Source organism: Pseudomonas sp. PvP100 (genome assembly GCF_017833055.1).
In the GTDB taxonomy this organism is placed as follows: domain Bacteria; phylum Pseudomonadota; class Gammaproteobacteria; order Pseudomonadales; family Pseudomonadaceae; genus Aquipseudomonas; species Aquipseudomonas syringae.
In genome coordinates, this window is sequence record NZ_JAFIBO010000001.1 from 3158331 (window position 1) to 3181796 (window position 23466).

Sequence of the window (23466 nt, forward strand, 5' to 3'; positions counted from 1 at the left end):
AATCGCACTGACTTGCTCGATCAGGGCATTTGAAGCCTCTCCAGAAGAGGCTTCAATACGTGATCAATACGGAAAATGAATGTTCGATGGCCGACCTGCACGACCGGGTATCAACCACGCCCCCTTTTAAACAGTGCCCTATTCATACCAGCCCGTTACGCTGCGCGAGCTCGATCAGATCGACCAGAGAATGTGCGTTGAGCTTGAGCAACAAACGCGTTTTATAGGTGCTGACGGTCTTGTTGCTCAGAAACATGCCGTCTGCAATTTCCTTGTTGGTCTTGCCTCGGGCCAACTGCTGCAAAACCATCATCTCCCTGCCAGAAAGTCGGTCAACCATGTCCGACTCACTCGCGTTGCCCATACTGGAGCGAACAGTGTGCAACGCCTGGTTGGGAAAGTAGCTGTACCCTGACAGTACCGCCTTGATCGCACTTAGAAGCTCGGTCAGATCCTGCTGCTTGCAGACATAGCCGGCGGCCCCGGCCTGCATGCAGCGCATGGAGAAGTGGCCCGGCGCCTGAGAGGTGAGGATCAGAACCTTGAATGGCAACGTCATGGCTGACAGACGGGCGATTACCTCCAGCCCGTCGAGCTTGGGGATACCGATATCAAGAATGACGATATCCGGGAGGTGCTCACGCGCCAGTTGCAGCGCATCCACACCGTTGTCAGTCTCCGCGATGACCTCATAGCCATGACGCTCCATCAGCATGCGTACAGCAAGGCGAATGACGGGATGATCATCCACGATCAGCACTTTATTCATGGGCAGTCCATTTTTCGCTATTCGAATTTTCAGAGCCAGCACAATAACTTAGTCGTTTACTGCTTTGCATGGCGCTCACCCTTGTGGACTGACAGCCAAAGACCATTCCTACAATTACAGCAGAAACTTCCTACAATACTTGGCAGGAACGTACATTTTTTATTAATTCTCACAGAGCCTTCCTTTTCGGAACCTGGTGAATATTGTTGCTGATCGCCGCAGCACAAGCATCGCAGCATCAGTAGATAAATGCGTACAACAGGCGGCCGCCGAACTCTTACATTCAAAAATGTGACCCTGTTGCACCTGTTAACCGTATTGCCAGAGCATTCCTGCATCAGTGTCACGAACCGACTCGATACATGGCTTATCGCCAGCTACTTAAACCAATTCCTTTTAGCTGAATCATTTAAAAAACAGGTCGATCCCCGCCCCCGGTAGCGCCCGACTGCTGTCACAGCCCATGGCCATCAGTCTGCCGCCCGGAAAGCGACACCTGCACATAACGCCCCTCTAGCAGGGCGACTGAAAGTCTCTGCATGCGGATGCCCTGCCCTGTACACACAGGTCCAAAGACCACTGGATACATCCCACACGCTACATACGTAAACAAGGTTTAAAAATTACACATTATTTACAGAATTTCGTACAAATATTTATTTAAGGAAAACCCTCACAGAATGCCAAGAAAAATCCTACAAACAAACACACAACCTCAAAGTGCCACACCTCTACGAACCTATCATTGACATGGCTATATCTAACAAGACCCATCCTTTCAGTGTCGCAAAATCTTACATACACCATAGCATAACCCTACATTATTCAAGACCATAATTAGCTCTTTCGACAAGTAGCAAATACCATTTTTTATTTCAAAGCCAGACACGTTCTTTCGAATAGGAAATGGACTACACGATTAGCAGACGCAACTTTACAACTCGTAAGACATTATAAAATTCACTCAATCAATTCATGCACCCAACCATTTTCCTCTTGCAAAATTTATTACCAGTCGTTACTTTTTTAACAGCAACTTTTATTAATTACTGCCTTTGAATACGCGCAGCTATATGACTTCCTGCTGCTGCGTACTGCACTTGCGCACTCCCTCAACGGTGCGTTCAAGCAGGCTTCATATAGTGCGCGGCCGGATGAAATAGCGCACTGGGTATCTAGCCGATCCGGCATCGCTGCTTTCTGGAAACGCTCAGGGCTCCTGGCAACTCTTTCGAGTAGGCCCTGTGTATAACCATGTTCAAAAGGGATGTACCATGAACACTAAATACGCTCGTACGCGGTCATCAATGCCCACCGCGTCTGATCTCACTACCGCAGTGGAAGCCTTTATTGCCCGTGGTGGTGTTATTGCAGTCATTCCAGAAGGAGAGACCGCTGAATTAGCCGCCCCGTCATCACCGCGTACAAAACGTGCGGCAGAACAGAGGCTTGAAGTCGCTGGTAAAGTGCAGCAACTGAGGTATCTGGCGGGCAAGGGGGCCGGTTTTACCGCGCTACAGTATTCATTGCGGATGAATAAAAGGGATGTTCGCCGACTGGCCACAGAACATGGCGTGACCATCAACCTCAGCCAGCCCTTGATCGTCCCACGCAGCGAGGCCCTTGATGACGTTACGGACATCGATGACGTCGTTGCAGGTCACGCCATGCACTACTCGGCATTGGGCTATACCGCGTCCGAGATTGCCCGGATACTCGATCTTAGCCTTCGCCAGGTACTCAGCATCGGCAAGGCATACCGGTTTGAATTCCGGCCACGACAGGAGAGCGACTGACTCTGAATAATTACGCAAAAAAACAAACAGTGTGCGATACGTTTCAGCTGGCCGACGGAAAACGCTGTTATTCCCTGCCCTGAACTTCTACAGCTACTGTAGGAAAACACCAAAACAAATACGCATTTTACCAGTGATCACTGTAAGAAGATTTTCAAAGACTAAATACTTGATGCTTCTGGCGAAGGCTGCACGCTGAAATGCATGGTAAAACAGGCATTGCTCTCCAGGTGTACGGCTACCTTGCATAGCACATATACCCTGCCTATCAACCACGATGACTTCACTGCCTCGACGTCTTTTTACATGACGCCTGGAAAGAATGACCCTGTCGATAGTATTTGAAGTGCAGCCCTGAACGGGCTGCACTTGTCGAACAACTTGCTGTATCAGAACAGCTTGCGACCCTTGTTGGCTGCAATCCGCATGCGCAATGCGTTGAGCTTGATGAAGCCCGCTGCATCGGCCTGATCGTAGGCACCTGCGTCATCTTCGAACGTCGCAATGTTGGCGTCGAACAGCGAATCATCCGACTTGCGGCCGGTGACGATCACATTGCCCTTGTACAACTTCAGGCGCACAACGCCATTCACGTGAGCCTGGGACGCGTCGATCATCTGCTGCAGCATCAGACGCTCCGGGCTCCACCAGTAACCTGTGTAAATCAGGCTGGCATATTTGGCCATGAGTTCGTCCTTGAGGTGGGCGACTTCGCGGTCCAGAGTGATCGATTCGATGGCGCGGTGAGCACGCAGCATGATGGTGCCACCCGGCGTCTCGTAGCAGCCACGGGACTTCATGCCCACATAACGGTTTTCAACGATATCCAGACGGCCGATACCGTTTTCGCCACCGATTCGGTTGAGGGTCGCGAGCACAGTGGCTGGAGTCATTTCGACGCCGTCCAGCGCAACGATATCGCCATTGCGATAGGTCAGCTCAAGGTAGGTCGCAACGTTTGGCGCGTCCTCGGGGGACTTGGTCCAGCGCCACATGTCTTCTTCGTGCTCGGTCCAGGTGTCTTCCAGCACGCCGCCTTCATAAGAGATGTGCAGCAGGTTGGCGTCCATGGAGTACGGAGATTTCTTCTTGCCGTGACGCTCGATGGGAATGTTGTGCTTTTCGGCGTAGTCCATCAGCTTCTCGCGCGACAGCAGATCCCATTCGCGCCACGGAGCGATGACCTTGACGCCTGGCTTGAGCGCATAGGCACCCAGCTCGAAACGTACCTGGTCGTTACCTTTGCCGGTTGCACCGTGGGAAATGGCGTCAGCGCCGGTTTCGTTGGCGATCTCGATCAGACGCTTGGCGATCAACGGACGGGCGATGGAGGTACCCAGCAGGTACTCGCCTTCATAGACGGTGTTGGCACGGAACATCGGGAAGACGAAATCGCGCACGAACTCTTCGCGCAGGTCATCGATGTAGATTTCTTTCACGCCCATGGCCTGCGCCTTGGCGCGTGCCGGCTCGACTTCTTCACCCTGACCCAGGTCAGCGGTAAAGGTCACCACTTCGCAGTTGTACGTATCTTGCAGCCACTTGAGGATTACCGAAGTATCCAGACCACCGGAATACGCGAGAACTACCTTGTTTACGTCCGCCATGCCATCACTCCACCGGGTTGTACGGAAAACCGCTGATTCTACCGTTCAAACCGGCAAATTTACAGGGGCGCGACAGCTTGTGACGACAAGGCGACGTCTGACAGATGTTTTTTACAGGCTTTAAGAAGTGTGCGCTGCGCTGGCAGACGCAACCGGCACCGGGCGCTCATCGGGCGCAACACGCTCAAGGTGCACGTTCACCCGACGGTTGCGCGCACGGTTGGCTTCATTGGTGTTGGGCGCCAGCGGGTAGCGCTCGCCATGAAAGCGCAGGGTGATTTGCTGCTCGGGTATACCTTGCGCCTTGAAGTAATCCATGACCGCCAGCGCGCGACGGCGGGACAGGTCACGGTTGGTCAGGCGATTGCCGCTGTTATCCGAATGACCGTCCAGTTCGATACGATTCACGGTCGGGTCGGCCTTCAAATAGGCGACCATGTTGTCCAGACGCGCCTTGGCGCGGGCATCCAGCTCTATACCGCCACCCGGGAAACCCACCTCAGCCTGTTTGATCTGATCGAAGTTCATCGGCAGCAGCTTGGCAGTGCATGCCTGGTAATCGCTGAAGGCCTTGCTGAACTTGACCGGCAGCAGACGCACTTCCATCTGGCCGCCGTCCCGGGTGTAGTGGCGAATGAGCGGACTGCGCCCGTCCATCAGACCGCTGATCAGACGTCCGGCCTGAGCCTGAGAGGTATTGAAGGGAATATCGCCATTGCTGACGCGCACAGACCCCAGATTGATATCGCCGCGGCCCGGTTGCCACGGTGCAGCAGCGGCCAGCAGCGTCGCAGTGCCGTTACCGAGCATGTTGTATGAAGCCTTGAGGCGAAACGTCGCCTGCTCGCCCGCACGGCGCACGAACTCACCGGCACCGAAGTCGGTGATCGGTTGAGTCAGGCGGCATTCGAACTGATCACCTTCGACCTTCCACTCGATGCTCTCCAGACGCGTCTGGAAACTGATAGCCATCGCCGGGAGGCTGGCAAACATGCTGAGCAGGGCTAAATATCGCTGGCGCACGGGAGGCTCCACTGGAAATGAACGCGAAACAGAAAATTACCGACTGACAAGGGAGCTATCGGTAACTTCATGCAAAACTTGATAGCGGATGCCTGAGAGAGTCTTTTCCGGTAGCATTCCCAGCGAGTTTGACCCGCCTGGAATCCCCAATGTCTGACCGCCTGACCCTCCTGCGTCCCGACGACTGGCATATTCACCTCCGTGACGGAGCTGTCTTGCCTCATACCGTTGCTGACGTAGCGCGAACTTTTGGCCGCGCAATCATCATGCCCAACCTCGTGCCTCCGGTACGCAACGCGCAGCAAGCCGATGCCTATCGCCAGCGCATTCTGGCTGCACGCCCGGCCAGCAGCCGCTTCGAGCCGTTGATGGTGCTGTACCTCACCGACCAGACCACGCCCGACGACATCCGCACCGCCAAGGCCAGTGGCTTCGTGTACGCGGCCAAGCTGTATCCGGCCGGCGCGACCACCAACTCCGATTCCGGTGTCACCAGCATCGACAAGATCTTCCCTGCCCTCGAAGCCATGGCCGAAGTCGGCATGCTGCTGCTGGTGCACGGGGAAGTGACACATGGCGAAATAGACGTATTCGATCGCGAGAAGGTCTTCATCGATGAGCACCTGCGTCGTGTAGTCGAGCGCTTCCCGACCCTGAAAGTGGTGTTCGAACACATCACCACCGGTGAAGCGGTGCAGTTCGTCAATGAAGCTTCCGCCAATGTCGCGGCGACCATCACCGCGCATCACCTGCTCTACAACCGTAATCACATGCTGGTCGGCGGGATTCGTCCGCACTTCTATTGCCTGCCGATCCTCAAGCGCAATACGCATCAGACGGCCCTGCTCGACGCGGCCACCAGCGGCAGCGGCAAGTTCTTCCTGGGCACCGACTCTGCGCCGCATGCCCAGCATGCCAAGGAAAACGCGTGCGGTTGCGCCGGGTGCTACACCGCCTACGCAGCCATCGAACTGTATGCAGAAGCTTTCGAGCAGCGTAACGCTCTGGACAAGCTGGAAGGCTTCGCCAGCCTTCACGGTCCGGCGTTCTACGGCTTGCCCGCCAATCAGGACACCATCACGCTGGTGCGTGACGAGTGGACCGCCCCTGCCAGCCTGCCGTTCGGCGAGTTGACTGTTATCCCGCTGCGCGCTGGTGAAACACTGCGCTGGCGTCTGGAGGAACACGCGTGAGTGAAGATAATTTTGACGACGAACACGAAGGCCACGGCGGTGGCGGCGGTTCCCGTCACCCGATGGCGGCGCGCTTTCGCGGCTACCTGCCAGTGGTCGTCGACGTAGAAACCGGCGGATTCAATTCAGCCACCGATGCCTTGCTGGAAATCGCTGCGGTGACTATCGGCATGGATGAAAAAGGCTTCGTGTTCCCGGAACACACCTATTTCTTCCGCGTAGAACCGTTCGAAGGTGCCAATATCGAAGCGGCGGCGCTGGAGTTCACCGGCATCAAGCTCGATCACCCGCTGCGCATGGCAGTCAGCGAAGAAACCGCGATGAACGACATCTTTCGCGGCGTGCGCAAGGCCCTCAAGGCCAATGGCTGCAAACGCGCGGTGCTGGTCGGGCACAACGCCAGCTTCGACCTCGGCTTCGTCAATGCCGCCGTCGCGCGGATGGACATGAAGCGCAACCCGTTTCACCCGTTCTCCAGCTTCGACACCGCCACCCTCGCCGGCCTGGCTTATGGTCAGACGGTGCTGGCAAAAGCCTGTCAGGCTGCCGGCATCGACTTCGACGGGCGCGAGGCACACTCGGCCCGTTACGACACCGAGAAGACGGCAGAGCTGTTCTGCGGCATCGTCAATCGCTGGAAAGAAATGGGCGGTTGGGAAGATTTCGACGACTGAGGACGTTACGTCTGTGAATGGACCGGCCTTGTGCCGGTTTTTTCATGTCTGCAGCGGGATGAACCTGAGGGCATACTCATGGCGCGTTTCCTGCGAAAGCAACCGCTCATCGCTCGACCTGAATACAACCCAAAACAGTTTTGACAAGCATTCTCATTAACATTAAGCTCCTCGGCACCAAGCAATAAACCAGCGACGGTCCATAGCTTATGTATGTTTGCCTCTGCCAAGGTGTCACCGACGGTCAAATCCGGGATGCAATTCTGGAAGGCTGCTGCAGTTATCGTGAAGTCCGTGAAACACTCGGCGTTGCGAGTAAATGTGGGAAATGCGCCTGCCTGGCAAAGGAAGTGGTGCGTGATACGCTGACCGAGCTGCAAACCAGCCATGCATTGCTGGCCTATCCGGCAAAATTTTCAGCTGCCTGAACCCCCTCTTTTAAAGAACCGGACACCACGTCCGGTTTTTTTATGCCTGTAATTCAAGCGCTTAGCGTCAAGATGCGGAACTCAAACATTCTTATTCCTATTTAATTTCACTTATTATTCAACAACTTAGGTTTGACAGGCGTTTAAGCGCAGCTCACACTCGGCACTTATATACACAAGCCACCGGCAGGACCTCGAACATGAAAGGCGACATTACCGTCATCCAGCATCTCAACAAGATCCTCGGGAACGAGCTGGTCGCTATCAATCAGTATTTCCTGCATGCGCGCATGTACGAAGACTGGGGTCTGAAAAAGCTGGGTGGCCACGAATATAAAGAGTCCATCCATGCGATGAAGTACGCTGACAAGCTGATCAAGCGCACATTGTTTCTGGAAGGGCTGCCCAACCTGCAGGACCTGGGCAAGATTCTCATCGGTGAGCACACCAAGGAAATGCTGGAGTGCGACCTGAAGATCGAGCAAAAAGGTCTGGCCGATCTGAAAGCCGCGATCGCTCACTTTGAGACAGTCGGTGACTTCGGCAGCCGTGAGCTGCTGGAAGACATCCTTGAGCCCAAGGAAGAGCAAATCGACTGGCTGGAGACTCAGTTGGGTCTGATCGTCAAGGTCGGTATCGAGAACTACCTGCAGTCGCAGATGGGTGACTGATTCCCCCATCGCGCCACAATGAAAAAGCCCGCCTCAATCGAGAGCGGGCTTTTTCTTGTGCGTAAAACCTTGCTGGAGCGTAGGAGGCGATAATCGCGACTATCGTGCGACGCTCTGCGCGAGGCTTTACTCGGCCTTGGCGGCGGATGCTTCCTTGACCAACGTCTGCAGCGAACCGTCAGCCATCATCTCGGTGATGATGTCGCTACCACCGACCAGCTCACCGGCAACCCACAGTTGCGGGAAAGTCGGCCAGTTGGCGTACTTTGGCAGGTTGGCGCGGATTTCAGGGTTTTGCAGAATGTCGACGTAGGCAAACTTTTCGCCACACGCCATCAATGCCTGGGAAGCCTTGGCCGAAAAGCCGCATTGCGGAGCGTTCGGAGCGCCTTTCATATAAAGCAGAATGGTGTTGTTGGCAATCTGCTCTTTGATCGTTTCGATGATATCCATGGAGCACCTCGGCTGAAATATCCGACTCAGTTGTCGGCACGGTGGCGCATTGTAACGAAATCCCGAGCATGACGCTCTGTCTTGAGGCTTAACACGCCACGACGTGCACCGGTACGCCGTTCAACGCCGCGTTGCCGGACAGCGCGTCGAGTTGCCGTTCGTCGGTCAGGTCATTGGCACTGACGCCGGGCAGGCTCTGCGCGATCGCCATTTTTACTCCTGCACGTGAATGCCCCCAACCGTGCGGCAGGCTGACCACCCCCGGCATCATGTCCAGACTGCCCAGCACCTGAACCTCGATCATCCCGACCCGGGAGCTGACCCGGACCTGCTGGCCGTCACTCAGACCACGGCACGCGAGATCGTCAGGATGCATCAACAGTTGATGCCGGGGTTTGCCCTTCACCAGCCGATGGTAGTTGTGCATCCATGAGTTGTTACTGCGCACATGCCGGCGGCCAATCAGCAGTAACTCACCGGCCTGGGGAGCAGACTCGGCTGCAAAGCGCGCCAGGTCGGCCATGATCACCTCAGGCGCGGCCTGGATGCGGCCATTGGCGGTCTTCAGACGCTGTGCAAGATTAGCCTTCAAAGCCCCCAGATCAAGACCGTGCGGATGACTGTCCAGGGTTTCCAGTGACAGCTTATGGGGTGATGCGTCGCCATAGAAGCCTGCACGCAGCCCGCGATCGATCATCTGCGCAGGCGGCAAAGTGGGTTTCAGCGCCCGCTCGGCCTTGGCGGCAAAGGCGCTGGCCAGCCCGACGAAGATCTCCCAGTCGTGCAGCGCACCTTCGGGCTTGTCGAAAATAGCCCGATTGAAGCGCGTGACGTTGCGCACAGCCAAGGTGTTGAAGGTGGTGTCGTAGTGATCATTTTCCAGTGCCGAGGTGGACGGCAGGATCAAGTCGGCGTGGCAAGTGGTCTCGTTGATGTAAAGATCGATGCTGAGCATGAACTCAAGCCCTTCGAGCGCCTGCTCCAGCTGACGGCCGTTGGGCGTCGACAGAACCGGATTACCCGCAACGGTCACCAACGCGCGAACCTGCCCCTCCCCCTCCACGAGCATTTCCTCGGCCAGCGCCGAGACCGGCAACTCCCCGCCATACTCCGGCAGGCCGGACACCCTGCTTTGCCACAGATTGAAATGACCGCCGGATGTCGAGCTGACGAGGTCGACGGCGGGCTCTGTACAGAGTGCGCCACCCACACGGTCCAGGTTGCCAGTCACCAGATTGATCAGTTGTGCCAGCCAATGGCACAGCGTGCCGAAGGTCTGAGTCGACACGCCCATTCGCCCATAACACACCGCCTTGTCAGCGGCCGCGAAATCCCGCGCCAGTTGCCGGATCTGCCCGGCAGCGATACCGCAGCGCGGGCTCATGGCCTCGGCAGTAAAACCGGCAATGGCGTGGCGAACCCGCTCCAGGCCGTCGAAGGGCAAATGGCTCTCGCGGGTCAGCCCCTCCTCGAACAGCGTATTGAGCAGCCCGAACAGCAACGCCGCATCACCGCCCGGGCGTACGAACAGATGCTGGTCAGCGATGGCAGCCGTCTCACTGCGCCGCGGGTCGATGACCACCAGTTTGCCGCCGCGCTGCTGGATTGCTTTCAGACGTTTTTCAACATCCGGTACCGTCATGATGCTGCCATTGGACGCCAACGGGTTGCCGCCGAGAATCAGCATGAAGTCGGTGTGATCAATATCCGGAATCGGCAACAGCATGCCGTGGCCATACATCAGGAAACTGGTGAGGTGATGCGGCAACTGATCGACCGACGTCGCCGAAAAACGATTGCGGGTCTTGAGCAGGCCGAGAAAGTAATTGCTGTGCGTCATCAACCCGTAGTTATGCACGCTGGGGTTGCCCTGATAGACCGCCACCGCGTTTTGCCCATGGCGCTGCTGAATGGCGTAAAGCCGCTCCGCCACCAGATCGAAGGCCTGCTGCCAGGCAATCGGCTGCCATTGATCACCGCTGCGCAGCATCGGCTGCCGCAAGCGATCAGGGTCGTTCTGGATGTCCTGCAGCGCAACCGCCTTGGGGCAGATATGACCGCGGCTGAACGTGTCCAGCGGGTCGCCCTTGATCGAGGTAATACGCGGCGCAGAATCCGCCTCCACGACGGTCTCGATCACAAGACCGCAAATGGCCTCGCACAGGTGGCAGGCTCGGTAGTGTTCAGTCCGGGTCATCACAGCCTCAGATCTTGTCATGGCAATCCGGTTGATTGCCGAACACTCACTATGCTGCCTTGCCATGCCCCGCGCCACTGATGTTCGGCCCGTGAATCGAGGGGCATCAGGCGCGCGGATGAGTTGGCCGAATCAACCGCCGATAGGCGTCACGACCTTGCGCTGTTGCTGGATTTCAGCCACGGTTTCGACCTGTTCCTGCGCCAGGTGGACGCCGGTCAGATCGCCGATCAAGCGCCAGTGCTCGTCGAGGCCTGAGCTGATGGTGGCCATGCGATCAATCATGCGCCGCCCCGCGGTACGCGTGACTTCGTCCTCGCTGCGCAGCAGTTCGAAAGACATCGAGGTCATCGAGGCTGTCAGATGGGTAAGCGTGCGGGCGGTGAGCCCGAGCAACTCCGTTAATTGATGCTCTTTTGAGTCCATTCCCCCACCCCTTGATCAGTAATGTATCGGCAACGATTTATAACCCACGCCCGAGATTAAAGAAACGGTCCCTGTTTCAAGCCCGTGAGGCGCATCCCATCAGGCGACGGCCGCGCAAACGTGGACTGTTACAGGATTGGTACTAATTGCCAAGCGCTATTTGGGCAGTGTACAAATGCTGCCTTCGGAAAACGTGCAGATGGCTGTCAACCTTCACAGCGTAGCCAGTTTTGCCCCGTCAACACAGAATAACGGCGCCCCTTCTATACGGGACGCCAGTAGTAACCATGTTTCAGAAAAACGCATGCTATTGGTAAGACGCGACATTTTTTTATACTATCGCGCCTTTCTTATTCGTCGCCCCGTGCGGCTTCCGCCGCAGGTCTCGCCCGTTTTATCGATAAAAACCGGCTTTGATAACCTGCGGTCTGTTGCAGAAAAGGTAGTTAATCATGAACGCCAGGCACTTTCTCTCGATGATGGATTACACCCCGGATGAACTCTTGGGCTTGATCCGTCGTGGCGTAGAGCTTAAAGACCTGCGAAATCGCGGTGTACTTTTTGAACCGCTGAAGAACCGGGTATTGGGGATGATTTTCGAGAAATCCTCGACACGTACCCGTCTTTCTTTTGAAGCAGGGATGATTCAGCTCGGTGGCCAGGCCATCTTTTTGTCGCATCGAGACACCCAGTTGGGCCGCGGCGAGCCGATTGCCGACAGCGCGAAAGTGATGTCGCGCATGCTGGATGCAGTCATGATCCGTACTTATGCGCACAGCAATCTGACCGAATTCGCGGCCAATTCACGCGTGCCGGTCATCAACGGTCTGTCCGATGATCTGCACCCGTGCCAGTTGCTCGCCGACATGCAGACTTTCCTGGAGCATCGCGGCTCGATCCAGGGCAAGACCGTTGCCTGGATAGGCGATGGCAACAACATGTGCAACAGCTATATAGAAGCGGCGATTCAATTCGACTTCCAGTTGCGTGTGGCCTGCCCTGCCGGCTACGAGCCAAACGCCGAGTTCCTGGCATTGGCTGGCGAGCGTGTCACCGTGGTCCGCGATCCGAAAGCCGCAGTTGAGGGCGCCCATCTGGTCAGCACCGACGTGTGGACCTCCATGGGTCAGGAAGAGGAAACCGCTCGGCGCAAGAAATTGTTCGCGCCGTTTCAGGTCACGCGCGCCCTGCTCGACCTGGCTGACAAGGACGTGCTGTTCATGCACTGCCTGCCAGCTCATCGCGGCGAAGAAATCAGTGTCGACCTGCTGGATGATGCACGCTCGGTCGCCTGGGATCAGGCCGAAAATCGCTTGCACGCGCAGAAAGCGCTGCTGGAGTTTCTCGTCGCGCCGTCCTGCCAGCCCGCATGAACCCGTTGCTGCTGAACCTGCGCAACCTCGCTTGCGGCTACCAGAACCAGCGCGTGGTGCAGGACTTGAACCTGCACCTCAACGCGGGTGACATCGGCTGCCTGCTGGGCTCGTCTGGCTGCGGCAAGACCACCACACTGCGCGCCATTGCCGGTTTCGAACCGATCCATGCGGGCGAGATCACTCTGGCGGGAGAAGTGATCTCCCGTCCGGGCTGGACCCTGCCGCCGGAGAAACGCCGCATCGGCATGGTGTTTCAGGATTACGCGCTGTTCCCGCACTTAAGCGTCGCCGAGAACATCGCATTCGGCATTCGCAACCACCCGCGCCTGGATCAGGTGATCGCCGAGTTGCTTGAACTGGTCAACCTCGGCGCGCTGGGCAAGCGCTATCCTCACGAGCTGTCCGGTGGGCAGCAACAGCGAGTGGCGCTGGCCAGAGCCTTGGCACCCGAGCCACAACTGCTGCTGCTCGACGAGCCGTTCTCCAATCTGGACGGCGAGTTGCGTCGGCGCCTGAGCCATGAGGTGCGCGATATTCTCAAGGCGCGTGGCACCAGCGCGATTCTGGTGACTCATGATCAGGAAGAGGCTTTTGCCGTCAGCGATCACGTAGGCGTATTCAAGGAGGGACGCCTGGAACAGTGGGACACGCCTTACAATCTCTACCACGAGCCGCGCACGCCATTCGTTGCCAGCTTCATCGGCCAAGGCTATTTCATTCGCGGGCAGATGATGGACCCGCAATCGGTGCATACCGAACTCGGCGTATTGCTCGGCAACCGGGCATACCCGGGCGTCAGTGGCACCGCTGTGGATGTCTTGTTACGCCCTGACGATATCGTCTACGCGCCGCACAGCGACCTGAAAGCACGGGTCATCGGCCGAACGTTTCAGGGCGCCTCGACCCTGTACCGCCTGCAACTGTCGACCGGCAGTCAACTGGAAGCCATTTTCCCCAGCCACGCCGACCACGGCCAGGGTGAGGAAGTCGGTATTCGTGTGGCAGCAGAGCATCTGGTGCTGTTCCCGGCACCCGGCAGCGTGGCCGTGCATACGCTCAATAGCTGAGGCGCGAATCATTCCCTGCCGATCTGGGCAAACCTGGCCTGGGTATGTTCAGCCAGCACTGCTGGCGAAAGCTCGACCTCAAGCCCCCTCCTCCCGGCACTGACATAAATGCTGTCAAAGCGCTGGGCAGTTTCGTCGATAAAGGTGCGCAGACGCTTTTTCTGGCCCAAGGGACTGATGCCACCCAACAGGTAACCCGTCGAACGTTGCGCCGCCGCAGGGTCAGCCATTTCGGTTTTTTTCGCCCCGGCAGCCTGCGCCAGCGCCTTTAGATCAAGTGTTCCGACGACTGGCACGACGGCGACCAGTAACTCACCTTTTTCGGTACTGGCGAGCAGCGTCTTGAAAACCTGTGCAGGCTCCAGACCCAGCTTTTCCGCTGCCTCCAGCCCATATGACGGCGCTTTCGGATCATGTTCATAACTGTGAATGCGATGTTCGGCGCGGTTTTTTTTCAGCAAATCCAGTGCGGGTGTCATGCAACGCTCCAAAAGGTTCCGAATGCCCATCACTTTAAGCGAAGTAAAGTGAACATGCCTTGATTCACGCCACCTGCGACACTGATGGCCTTTTGGCAACAGCCTGAATTCCCCGGTATAAAGCGGTCTTGCCGGGTCCTTGCGGGGTGCTGGCGATTTACTGACCGTTCGGTTCCGACCTTTGACAGCGGTGTTTCTTGCCTATATTTTTTCGTTTACGAATATTATCGAAAGCGATTTTTCGGTATAACTCGCAACGGCGATCAGAAATGGGGTTTTTTCTGAGACGCACGAATAACGAGCACCCACGCCTGTCTCAGGGTGCCGAGACAAAAACAAAAAATGAGGTATCCATGTCCATCGCACTAAAACAACCGACGCTCACCGGGCAATGTGTGGCTGAATTTCTTGGCACCGCCCTGATGATTTTTTTCGGCACAGGATGTGTTGCAGCGCTCAAGGTCGCGGGCGCCACTTTCGGTCTTTGGGAAATCTGCATCATCTGGGGTATGGCCGTCAGCATGGGGATCTACCTCAGCGCCGGCATTTCAGGTGCGCATCTCAACCCGGCCGTCAGCATCGCGCTGAGTCTGTTCGCCGGTTTTGAAAAACGTAAATTGCCCTTTTATATCTCCGCGCAAATCGCAGGCGCGTTCTGCGGAGCGGGTTTGGTGTACCTGCTGTACATCAGCCTTTTTTTCGACTTCGAACATGCTCACCACATCATTCGCGGCAGCGAGCAGAGTCTTGAACTGGCGTCGGTGTTCTCGACATATCCAAATCCGGCCATTTCAGTCGGTCAGGCCTTCCTGGTCGAAGTGGTCATCACTACCATTCTGATGGGTGTGATCATGGCCTTGGGCGATGACAGCAATGGTTTGCCGCGCGGCCCGCTGGCACCCTTGCTGATCGGCCTGCTGGTAGCCGTGATCGGTAGTTCGATGGGGCCGCTGACCGGTTTCGCCATGAACCCGGCGCGCGACTTCGGTCCGAAGCTGATGACGTTCTTCGCTGGCTGGGGTGAAATGGCCTTCACCGGCGGTCGCGACATTCCTTATTTCCTGGTTCCGATTTTTGCGCCCATTCTGGGTGCCTGCCTTGGTGCTGCTGGCTACCGCGCGCTGATCGCGCGTCATCTGCCAAGTGCCGCTCCTGTTGAACATGAAAAAGAGGCTCCTGTGGTTCGCGGCAAAGTTCAGGTTTCATCTTGAATGTCACTCAATTTGAATCTCACACAACTGAATCCCACCCAATAATGCAAGGCAATCGAAATGACTGACACACAGAACAAGAACTACATCATTGCTCTTGACCAGGGCACCACCAGCTCGCGCGCCATCATCTTCGACCGCGACGCCAACGTGGTGAGCACTGCCCAAAGCGAATTCGTCCAGCATTACCCGCAGGCAGGCTGGGTCGAACATGACCCTATGGAAATCTTCGCCACCCAGACTGCCTGCATGACCAAGGCACTGGCGCAGGCCGATCTGCACCACAACCAGATTGCCGCCATCGGCATCACCAACCAGCGTGAAACCACGGTCATCTGGGAGCGCGACACCGGCCGCCCTATCTACAACGCCATCGTCTGGCAGTGCCGCCGCAGCACCGAGATCTGCCAGCAACTCAAGCGCGACGGTCTTGAGGAGTACATCAAGGACACCACAGGTCTGGTGATTGACCCGTACTTCTCCGGTTCCAAGGTCAAGTGGATCCTGGACAACGTTGAAGGCAGCCGCGAGCGCGCCCGTAAAGGCGAGCTGATGTTCGGCACCATCGATACCTGGCTGATCTGGAAATTCACCGGCGGCAAGGTTCACGTCACCGACTACACCAACGCCTCGCGGACCATGCTGTTCAACATCCATACGCTGGAATGGGATCAGCGCATGCTCGACGTGCTGGACATCCCGCGCGAGATGCTCCCTGAGGTCAAAGCCTCCTCCGAAGTTTACGGCCACAGCAAGAGCGGCATCCCGATCGCCGGTATTGCCGGCGACCAGCAGGCAGCGTTGTTCGGCCAGATGTGTGTCGAACCCGGCCAGGCCAAGAACACCTATGGCACTGGCTGCTTCCTGCTCATGAACACCGGCAAGAAAGCCGTGAAATCGGCGCACGGCATGCTCACCACTATCGGCTGTGGCCCGCGTGGTGAAGTGGCCTATGCGCTGGAAGGCGCGGTCTTCAACGGTGGCTCGACCGTGCAATGGCTGCGCGACGAACTCAAGCTCATCAACGACGCACTGGACACCGAATACTTCGCCGGCAAGGTCAAGGACAGCAACGGCGTATACCTAGTGCCGGCGTTCACGGGTCTGGGCGCACCTTATTGGGACCCCTACGCACGAGGCGCATTGTTCGGTCTGACCCGTGGCGTGAAAGTCGATCACATCATTCGTGCAGCGCTGGAATCCATCGCCTATCAAACCCGCGACGTGCTCGATGCCATGCAGCAGGACTCCGGCGAACGCCTCAAGTCGCTGCGTGTGGACGGTGGTGCAGTGGCCAACAACTTCCTGATGCAGTTCCAGGCAGACATCCTCGGCACCCACGTCGAGCGTCCGCAGATGCGTGAAACCACGGCACTGGGTGCAGCCTTCCTGGCCGGTCTGGCAATTGGTTTCTGGAGCAGCCTGGACGAGTTGCGTAACAAGGCCGTGATCGAGCGTGTGTTCGAGCCATCGTGTGAAGAAGCGCATCGCGAAAAACTTTACGCAGGCTGGCAGAAAGCAGTCGCGCGTACTCGTGACTGGGAACCGCACGAAAACGAAGAGTGACAGTGCTGTTGTAAGGAGGGGAGCAGGATTCCGGCTGACAGGTTGCACTTTCCTGCGGCATGATGGGCGCCATTTGTAGAGGGCGCCCAAGGAAAAACAATGAACCTGCCTCCCCGCCAACAACAGATCCTCGAACTGGTCCGTGACCGTGGTTATGTCAGCATCGAGGAGATGGCGACGCTGTTCGTCGTGACCCCACAAACCATTCGCCGTGATATCAATCAATTGGCGGAAATGAACCTGTTGCGCCGCTACCACGGCGGCGCAGCCTATGACTCCAGCATCGAAAATACCGCCTACGCCATGCGTGCGGACCAGATGCGCGACGAAAAACAACGGATCGCCGAGGCCATCGCCGCGCAGATCCCGGACAACGCCTCGTTGTTCATCAATATCGGCACCACCACCGAATCCATCGCACGTGCTTTGCTCAACCACAACAACCTGAAGATCATCACCAATAACCTGCATGTGGCGTCGATCCTCAGCACCAAGGATGATTTCGAGGTGCTAATAGCAGGCGGCAATGTGCGGCGTGACGGCGGCGTTGTGGGCCAGGGCAGCATCGACTTCATCACCCAGTTCAAAGTGGACTTTGCCCTGGTGGGCATCAGTGGTATCGACGAAGACGGCAGCCTGCTGGATTTCGATTACCAGGAAGTGAGGGTGTCCCAGGCGATCATCGCCAACGCTCGCAAAGTGCTGCTGGCGGCTGATTCCAGCAAGTTCGGACGCAACGCCATGGTCCGCCTGGGGCCGATCACCCTCATCGATTGCCTGGTCACCGATCAGCCACCGGTACCCGCGCTGCAGCAGTTGCTGAATCAGCACAAGATTCGTCTGGAAGTGGTGTGATTGTCAGGCGCGAGCGGTGTTCGCGCGGCGGTCCGCGTTGCTCATGAAGACGGTGCATCGAGCGCCCTATTTTCTGGCGCCTGTACCGGCCTATTCGCGAGCAAGCTCTCTCCCACAAGACTTGTGGATGTATGGCGCGGCATGCATCTGTGACGCGGAGCGTCACCCAAGGCATTTCCACGCTGGAGCGTGAGAAACGATAGGTGTACGCAAGAACACCATCGTGCCCATGCTTCGCGTGGGTATGCCGTTCCGGACGCTCTGCGTCCTCTCCTGCCTCAGCGATGCAGCGCAGACCTGTGAGCCAGAGCAACTTCGTACAGGCTATGCATCCATCCTCCCGGCAAAAAATCCCGCCCTACAATGTTCATATTTGTTCTTTTACTGACTCCATCATCAGTATTTTCAATCGATACGTGCTAGCAAGGGTCATTTTATTGAGCTATGATTTTCGAAAATGAACATTAATGTTCAGATTCGCCTTTCGAGCACTGCTCACGAATTGTCCAGGAGGCCACCAATGCCCCACACCAATGTGCCAACCCCGCCCCTCTCAGAGGTCTACGACATTGCCGTTATTGGCGGTGGCATCAACGGTGTCGGTATCGCAGCGGATGCCTCCGGTCGCGGCCTTTCGGTTTTTCTGTGCGAAAAGGACGACCTGGCCAGCCACACGTCCTCGGCCAGCAGCAAGCTGATTCATGGGGGCCTGCGCTATCTGGAGCACTACGAGTTCCGCCTGGTGCGTGAAGCCTTGGCAGAACGTGAAGTGCTGCTTGCCAAAGCACCGCACATCGTCAAGCCAATGCGCTTTGTGCTGCCTCATCGCCCGCACCTGCGTCCGGCCTGGATGATTCGTGCCGGGATGTTCCTTTATGACAACCTCGGCAAGCGCGAAAAGCTGCCAGCATCGCGAACCATCCATTTCGGTGCAGACAGCCCGCTCAACTCGAGCATCACCCGCGGTTTCGAATATTCCGACTGCTGGGTCGACGACGCACGTCTGGTCGTGCTCAACGCCATGTCCGCTCGTGAAAACGGTGCGCACATTCATACTCAGACCCGTTGTGTCAGCGCCCGTCGTATCAAGGGCCTGTGGCATCTGCATCTGGAGCGCAGCGACGGCAGCCTGTTTTCGATCCATGCCAAGGCATTGGTCAATGCGGCAGGCCCATGGGTGGCCAAGTTCATACGTGAAGACCTGAAACTCGACTCGGCTTACGGCATCCGCCTGATTCAAGGCAGCCACCTGATCGTGCCGAAACTGTACGAAGGTGAGCACGCGTTTATTCTGCAGAACGAAGACAAGCGCATCGTGTTCACGATTCCGTACCTGGAGCACTTCACCATCGTCGGCACCACCGACCGTGAGTATCAGGGTGATCCGAACAAGGTGGATATCACTGAAGGCGAGATGGATTACGTGCTGAAAGTGGCCAATGACCACTTCAAGAAACAGTTGAGTCGCGCAGACGTGCTCCACACGTTTTCTGGCGTGCGCCCATTGTGTAATGACGAGTCCGATAATCCGTCCGCCATTACCCGTGATTACACACTTTCCTTGTCAGGCGGCGCTGACGAAGCGCCAATTCTGTCGGTGTTTGGCGGCAAGCTGACCACCTACCGCAAACTGGCCGAGTCGGCGATGGCGCAGTTGGCACCGTTCTTCAAGCAGATGAAACCGAGCTGGACGGCCAAGGCTGCCCTGCCGGGTGGCGAAGACATGACCACCGCCGAAGCGCTGGCAACAGAAATGACCCGTCGCTGCAGCTGGCTCCCTGCCTCTATTGCCAAGCGCTGGTCGATCACCTATGGCAGCCGCAGCTGGCGCTTGCTGGAGGGTGCTCAAAGCCTGGAAGACCTTGGTCAGCATTTGGGTGCAGGCCTGTATACCCGCGAGGTCGATTACCTGTGCGACCAGGAATGGGCCACCAGCATCGAAGATATCCTGTGGCGTCGCACCAAACTCGGCTTGTTCACGACGCCTGAGGAGCAGACCGCCGTGAGCAGCTACCTGGAAACAGTGGTGCGCAACAAAGCCTCTTTCGAAGCGGCCTGATAATCCGCCCGCAACCTGTTCACCCATTGCGCGGTGAACAGGCTTCTCTCCTTGCTCCCCTCCTCCCGCATAACCCATTCCATTCGGTTTCCCGAACAGTCTACCCCGCCTTATTCGGTTTCCCGGACGCCTCGGTCCGCGGCACCATAGCCAACTTTAAAAAACCTTTTAAATTCAGTTGCTTGAATTATTAAAACTGCTTGGCACGACTCATGCTCTAGATTCTGAACCGAGCGTTTCGACGAGGGCGTGTGTCTGGATGTGGACGCCGTTGAAGCATTCGCCAAGAAGCGGGCCGACTCTGATTACGGCCCCATCAATAAAAATGAAATCAAGGACTCAACCATGCGCATCGTTCCCCACCTGTTGGGCGCAGCCATCGCTGCCGCTCTGATCAGCACGCCGGTTTTCGCCGCCGAACTCACTGGCACCCTGAAGAAGATCAAGGAATCCGGCACCATCACGCTGGGCCATCGTGACGCCTCCATCCCGTTTTCCTACATCGCTGATGCCTCTGGCGTGCCGATGGGCTACTCCCACGATATCCAGCTGAAAATTGTCGAAGCCATCAAGAAAGACCTGGACATGCCTGACCTCAAGGTCAAGTACAACCTGGTGACTTCGCAGACCCGTATCCCGCTGGTTCAGAACGGCACCGTCGATGTGGAATGTGGCTCGACCACCAACAATGTCGAGCGTCAGCAGCAGGTTGATTTCTCCGTCGGCATCTACGAAGTCGGCACGCGTCTGCTGTCGAAAAAGGATTCCAGCTACAAGGACTTCGATGACCTGAAAGGCAAGAACGTCGTGACCACGGCTGGCACCACTTCCGAGCGCATCCTCAAGGCGATGAACGCTGACAAGCAGATGGGCATGAACGTGATCTCCGCCAAAGACCACGGTGAATCCTTCCAGATGCTCGAGTCCGGCCGTGCAGTCGCCTTCATGATGGACGACGCGCTGCTGGCAGGCGAAATGGCCAAGGCCAAGAAGCCGGACGACTGGGCAGTGACCGGCACGGCACAATCCTACGAAATATACGGCTGCATGGTCCGCAAGGGCGATGCCCCGTTCAAGAAGGCAGTGGATGACGCGATTGTTGCCACCTTCAAATCCGGCGAAATCAACAACATCTACAGCAAATGGTTCATGTCTCCTGTCCCTCCGAAAGGTCTGAACCTGAATTTCCAGATGAGCGACGAGTTCAAGGAGCTCATCGGTAACCCGACCGACAAAGCTGCTGACGATAAAGCGGCTGACGACAAAGCTAGCGACAAGAAAGTCTGAGTAGCCGGTTCAGCCAGCCTGAACTGAACGCATCCCGAGCAGGCAAAACTGTTCGGGACCGGCCCCTCACTCTCGGCATCCGACAGTGCGTGCATCTCGATATAAATAGAAAAAGAGGGGGAGACCCTGATGAATTACAACTGGGACTGGGGCGTATTCTTCAAGTCTACCGGCGTCGGCAGCGAGACCTATCTGGACTGGTTCATCTCCGGTCTGGGCTGGACCATCGCCATTGCTGTCATTGCCTGGATCATTGCCCTGATACTGGGTTCGGTGCTGGGCGTCATGCGCACCGTGCCAAACCGTCTGGTGTCGGGCATCGCCACGGTATACGTGGAAATCTTCCGTAACGTGCCACTGCTGGTGCAGCTGTTCATCTGGTACTTCCTGGTGCCCGACCTGCTGCCGGAAAACCTGCAGGAGTGGTACAAGCAAGACCTGAACCCGACCACCTCCGCGTTCCTCAGCGTCGTGGTCTGCCTCGGCCTGTTCACCGCTGCACGGGTCTGCGAACAGGTGCGTACCGGCATTGAAGCACTGCCGAAGGGCCAGGAATCGGCCGCCCGCGCCATGGGCTTCAAGCTGCCACAGATCTACTGGAACGTGCTGTTGCCGCAGGCTTACCGGATCATTATTCCGCCGCTCACCTCCGAATTCCTGAACGTGTTCAAGAACTCATCGGTAGCGTCACTGATCGGCCTGATGGAGCTGCTCGCACAGACCAAACAAACCGCCGAGTTCTCCGCCAACCTGTTCGAGGCCTTCACCCTCGCGACGCTCATCTACTTCACGCTGAACATGAGCCTGATGCTGCTGATGCGTGCGATCGAGAAGAAAGTCGCCGTACCGGGACTCATCTCACTGGGGGGCAAATAAATGGACTTCACTGGAATCGTTCCGGCCATTCCCGGCCTGTGGAACGGCATGGTCATGACCCTCAAGCTGATGGCGATGGGTGTCGTCGGCGGCCTGGTGCTTGGCACGCTGCTGGCGCTGATGCGCCTGTCATCGAACAAGCTGCTGGCCAATGTGGCCGGTGCCTACGTGAACTACTTTCGTTCGATCCCGCTGCTACTGGTGATCACCTGGTTCTATCTGGCCGTGCCGTTCGTGCTGCGCTGGATTACCGGTGAAGACACGCCCATCGGTGCGTTCGCCTCGTGCGTCGTGGCCTTCATGATGTTCGAAGCCGCGTACTTCTGCGAAATCGTCCGTGCTGGTGTGCAGTCGATCTCCAAGGGGCAAATGGGCGCTGCTCAGGCGCTGGGCATGAACTACTCGCAGATGATGCGACTGATCATCCTGCCCCAGGCGTTTCGCAAGATGACCCCACTGCTGCTGCAACAGAGCATCATTCTGTTTCAGGACACCTCTCTGGTGTACACCGTCGGCCTCGTCGATTTTCTCAACGCATCGCGCTCCAGTGGCGACATCATCGGGCGCGCCAACGAGTTCCTGATCATTGCCGGTCTGGTGTATTTCACGATCAGCTTTGCCGCCTCGCTGCTGGTGAAGCGTCTGCAAAAAAGGTTTGCCGTATGATTTCCATCAAAAACGTCAACAAGTGGTATGGGGACTTCCAGGTACTGACCGATTGCAGCACCGAGGTCAGCAAGGGCGAAGTAGTTGTGGTGTGCGGCCCGTCCGGCTCCGGCAAGTCGACCCTGATCAAATGCGTGAACGCACTGGAACCGTTTCAGAAAGGCGATATCGTCGTCGACGGCACATCAATCTCCGATTCGAAGACCAACCTGCCCAAGCTGCGCTCGCGGGTCGGCATGGTGTTTCAGCACTTCGAACTGTTCCCGCACCTGAGCATTGTCGAAAACCTGACCATCGCGCAGATCAAGGTGCTGGGCCGCAGCAAGGCCGAAGCCACCGAGAAGGGTCTGAAGCTGCTTGAGCGCGTCGGTCTTTCCGAGCATGCGCACAAGCATCCCGGGCAGCTTTCCGGTGGGCAGCAACAGCGTGTCGCCATCGCGCGCGCGCTGGCGATGGACCCGGTGGTCATGCTGTTCGACGAGCCCACTTCCGCACTCGACCCGGAAATGGTCAATGAAGTGCTCGATGTGATGGTGCAACTGGCCCAGGAAGGCATGACCATGATGTGCGTGACCCACGAGATGGGTTTCGCCCGCAAAGTCGCCAACCGGGTGATTTTCATGGACAAGGGACAGATCGTCGAAGACTGCGCCAAGGAAGAGTTTTTCGGTGACGTCAGCGCACGCTCGGAACGCGCCCAGCAATTCCTCGCCAAGATCCTTCAGCACTAGGCAATAGCTTGACGGCTGTCCGCCTATCAGCGGGCAGCTGTTCGGTCCAGGACGAC

Annotated in this window: 22 protein-coding genes; 15 read left to right on the plus strand and 7 right to left on the minus strand. The window is 57.0% G+C overall.

Going from position 1 to position 23466, the window contains the following annotated elements; genetic code table 11:
- Positions 1–142: 142 nt before the first annotated feature.
- Positions 143–769, minus strand: a complete 627-nt coding sequence (locus JOE39_RS13390; RefSeq protein ID WP_002554843.1) for a response regulator transcription factor — start codon at positions 767–769, stop codon at positions 143–145.
- 1274 nt (positions 770–2043) lie between these two features.
- Between JOE39_RS13390 and JOE39_RS13395 the strand changes: the two genes are divergently transcribed.
- A complete protein-coding gene (locus JOE39_RS13395) occupies positions 2044–2565 on the plus strand; it encodes a hypothetical protein (protein WP_010421071.1) in 522 nt (173 codons plus the stop codon).
- 389 nt (positions 2566–2954) lie between these two features.
- Here the strand turns inward: JOE39_RS13395 and JOE39_RS13400 are convergent, their stop codons facing one another.
- Positions 2955–4172, minus strand: coding sequence for an argininosuccinate synthase (locus JOE39_RS13400; protein WP_003412906.1), 1218 nt, complete (start codon positions 4170–4172; stop codon positions 2955–2957).
- Positions 4173–4292: 120 nt separating this feature from the next.
- Positions 4293–5195 carry an OmpA family protein gene (locus tag JOE39_RS13405; protein ID WP_003428804.1) on the minus strand — a complete coding sequence of 301 codons (903 nt, stop codon included), beginning with the start codon at positions 5193–5195 and terminating at the stop codon, positions 4293–4295.
- Positions 5196–5344: 149 nt separating this feature from the next.
- On the opposite strand from JOE39_RS13405, the gene pyrC reads away from it, so the two are divergent.
- From pyrC to bfr, 4 genes are all read left to right on the plus strand, one after another.
- Positions 5345–6388: a dihydroorotase gene (gene pyrC, locus JOE39_RS13410; RefSeq protein WP_210077241.1), complete on the plus strand. Its 1044-nt coding sequence runs from the start codon at positions 5345–5347 to the stop codon at positions 6386–6388.
- Entirely contained in the window at positions 6385–7062 is a 678-nt protein-coding gene (gene rnt / locus JOE39_RS13415) for a ribonuclease T (RefSeq protein ID WP_003428806.1), read from the plus strand. Before pyrC ends, rnt begins: the two co-directional genes overlap by 4 nt.
- Positions 7063–7271: 209 nt before the next feature.
- Positions 7272–7490 carry a bacterioferritin-associated ferredoxin gene (locus tag JOE39_RS13420; protein WP_003350768.1) on the plus strand — a complete coding sequence of 73 codons (219 nt, stop codon included), beginning with the start codon at positions 7272–7274 and terminating at the stop codon, positions 7488–7490.
- A gap of 200 nt (positions 7491–7690) precedes the next feature.
- Positions 7691–8161 (plus strand): bacterioferritin, encoded by a 471-nt coding sequence (bfr, locus tag JOE39_RS13425; protein ID WP_002554851.1) that lies wholly within the window; start codon positions 7691–7693, stop codon positions 8159–8161.
- A 126-nt stretch (positions 8162–8287) separates the two neighbouring features.
- Here bfr and grxD read toward each other — a convergent pair whose 3' ends face one another.
- From grxD to JOE39_RS13440, 3 genes are all read right to left on the minus strand, one after another.
- Positions 8288–8614, minus strand: coding sequence for a Grx4 family monothiol glutaredoxin (gene grxD, locus JOE39_RS13430; RefSeq protein WP_002554852.1), 327 nt, complete (start codon positions 8612–8614; stop codon positions 8288–8290).
- A gap of 88 nt (positions 8615–8702) precedes the next feature.
- Positions 8703–10811 carry a molybdopterin oxidoreductase family protein gene (locus JOE39_RS13435; RefSeq protein WP_210077239.1) on the minus strand — a complete coding sequence of 703 codons (2109 nt, stop codon included), beginning with the start codon at positions 10809–10811 and terminating at the stop codon, positions 8703–8705.
- Between the two features lie 132 nt (positions 10812–10943).
- Positions 10944–11237: a hypothetical protein gene (locus tag JOE39_RS13440; protein WP_003428809.1), complete on the minus strand. Its 294-nt coding sequence runs from the start codon at positions 11235–11237 to the stop codon at positions 10944–10946.
- 452 nt (positions 11238–11689) lie between these two features.
- Here JOE39_RS13440 and argF point away from each other — a divergent pair, with 452 nt between their 5' ends.
- On the plus strand, positions 11690–12610 hold the full coding sequence (gene argF, locus JOE39_RS13445; RefSeq protein ID WP_003428811.1) for an ornithine carbamoyltransferase: 921 nt from the start codon (positions 11690–11692) through the stop codon (positions 12608–12610).
- The gene (locus JOE39_RS13450; protein WP_096114254.1) at positions 12607–13680 is read left to right on the plus strand and encodes an ABC transporter ATP-binding protein; all 1074 of its coding nucleotides are present in this window, start codon (positions 12607–12609) and stop codon (positions 13678–13680) included. Before argF ends, JOE39_RS13450 begins: the two co-directional genes overlap by 4 nt.
- A gap of 8 nt (positions 13681–13688) precedes the next feature.
- On the opposite strand, the gene ybaK is transcribed toward JOE39_RS13450, so the two are convergent.
- Positions 13689–14159, minus strand: coding sequence for a Cys-tRNA(Pro) deacylase (gene ybaK / locus JOE39_RS13455; RefSeq protein WP_004389877.1), 471 nt, complete (start codon positions 14157–14159; stop codon positions 13689–13691).
- Positions 14160–14512: 353 nt separating this feature from the next.
- On the opposite strand from ybaK, the gene JOE39_RS13460 reads away from it, so the two are divergent.
- The 8 genes from JOE39_RS13460 to JOE39_RS13495 all read left to right on the plus strand — a co-directional run bounded on the left by JOE39_RS13460 (position 14513) and on the right by JOE39_RS13495 (position 23410).
- A complete protein-coding gene (locus JOE39_RS13460; RefSeq protein ID WP_004389876.1) occupies positions 14513–15370 on the plus strand; it encodes an MIP/aquaporin family protein in 858 nt (285 codons plus the stop codon).
- Positions 15371–15430: 60 nt separating this feature from the next.
- Positions 15431–16936, plus strand: coding sequence for a glycerol kinase GlpK (gene glpK / locus JOE39_RS13465; RefSeq protein ID WP_003405430.1), 1506 nt, complete (start codon positions 15431–15433; stop codon positions 16934–16936).
- Between the two features lie 99 nt (positions 16937–17035).
- Entirely contained in the window at positions 17036–17791 is a 756-nt protein-coding gene (locus JOE39_RS13470) for a DeoR/GlpR family transcriptional regulator (RefSeq protein WP_003363617.1), read from the plus strand.
- Positions 17792–18311: 520 nt separating this feature from the next.
- Positions 18312–19850, plus strand: a complete 1539-nt coding sequence (glpD, locus tag JOE39_RS13475) for a glycerol-3-phosphate dehydrogenase (RefSeq protein ID WP_210078641.1) — start codon at positions 18312–18314, stop codon at positions 19848–19850.
- 345 nt (positions 19851–20195) lie between these two features.
- The gene (locus tag JOE39_RS13480; RefSeq protein ID WP_024663847.1) at positions 20196–21137 is read left to right on the plus strand and encodes a glutamate/aspartate ABC transporter substrate-binding protein; all 942 of its coding nucleotides are present in this window, start codon (positions 20196–20198) and stop codon (positions 21135–21137) included.
- A 129-nt stretch (positions 21138–21266) separates the two neighbouring features.
- On the plus strand, positions 21267–22013 hold the full coding sequence (locus tag JOE39_RS13485; protein WP_003418523.1) for an amino acid ABC transporter permease: 747 nt from the start codon (positions 21267–21269) through the stop codon (positions 22011–22013).
- Positions 22014–22679, plus strand: coding sequence for an ABC transporter permease subunit (locus tag JOE39_RS13490; protein WP_002554865.1), 666 nt, complete (start codon positions 22014–22016; stop codon positions 22677–22679).
- Entirely contained in the window at positions 22676–23410 is a 735-nt protein-coding gene (locus JOE39_RS13495; RefSeq protein WP_003363626.1) for an amino acid ABC transporter ATP-binding protein, read from the plus strand. The genes JOE39_RS13490 and JOE39_RS13495 overlap by 4 nt, the downstream gene beginning before the upstream one ends.
- The last annotated feature ends 56 nt before the right edge of the window (positions 23411–23466 follow it).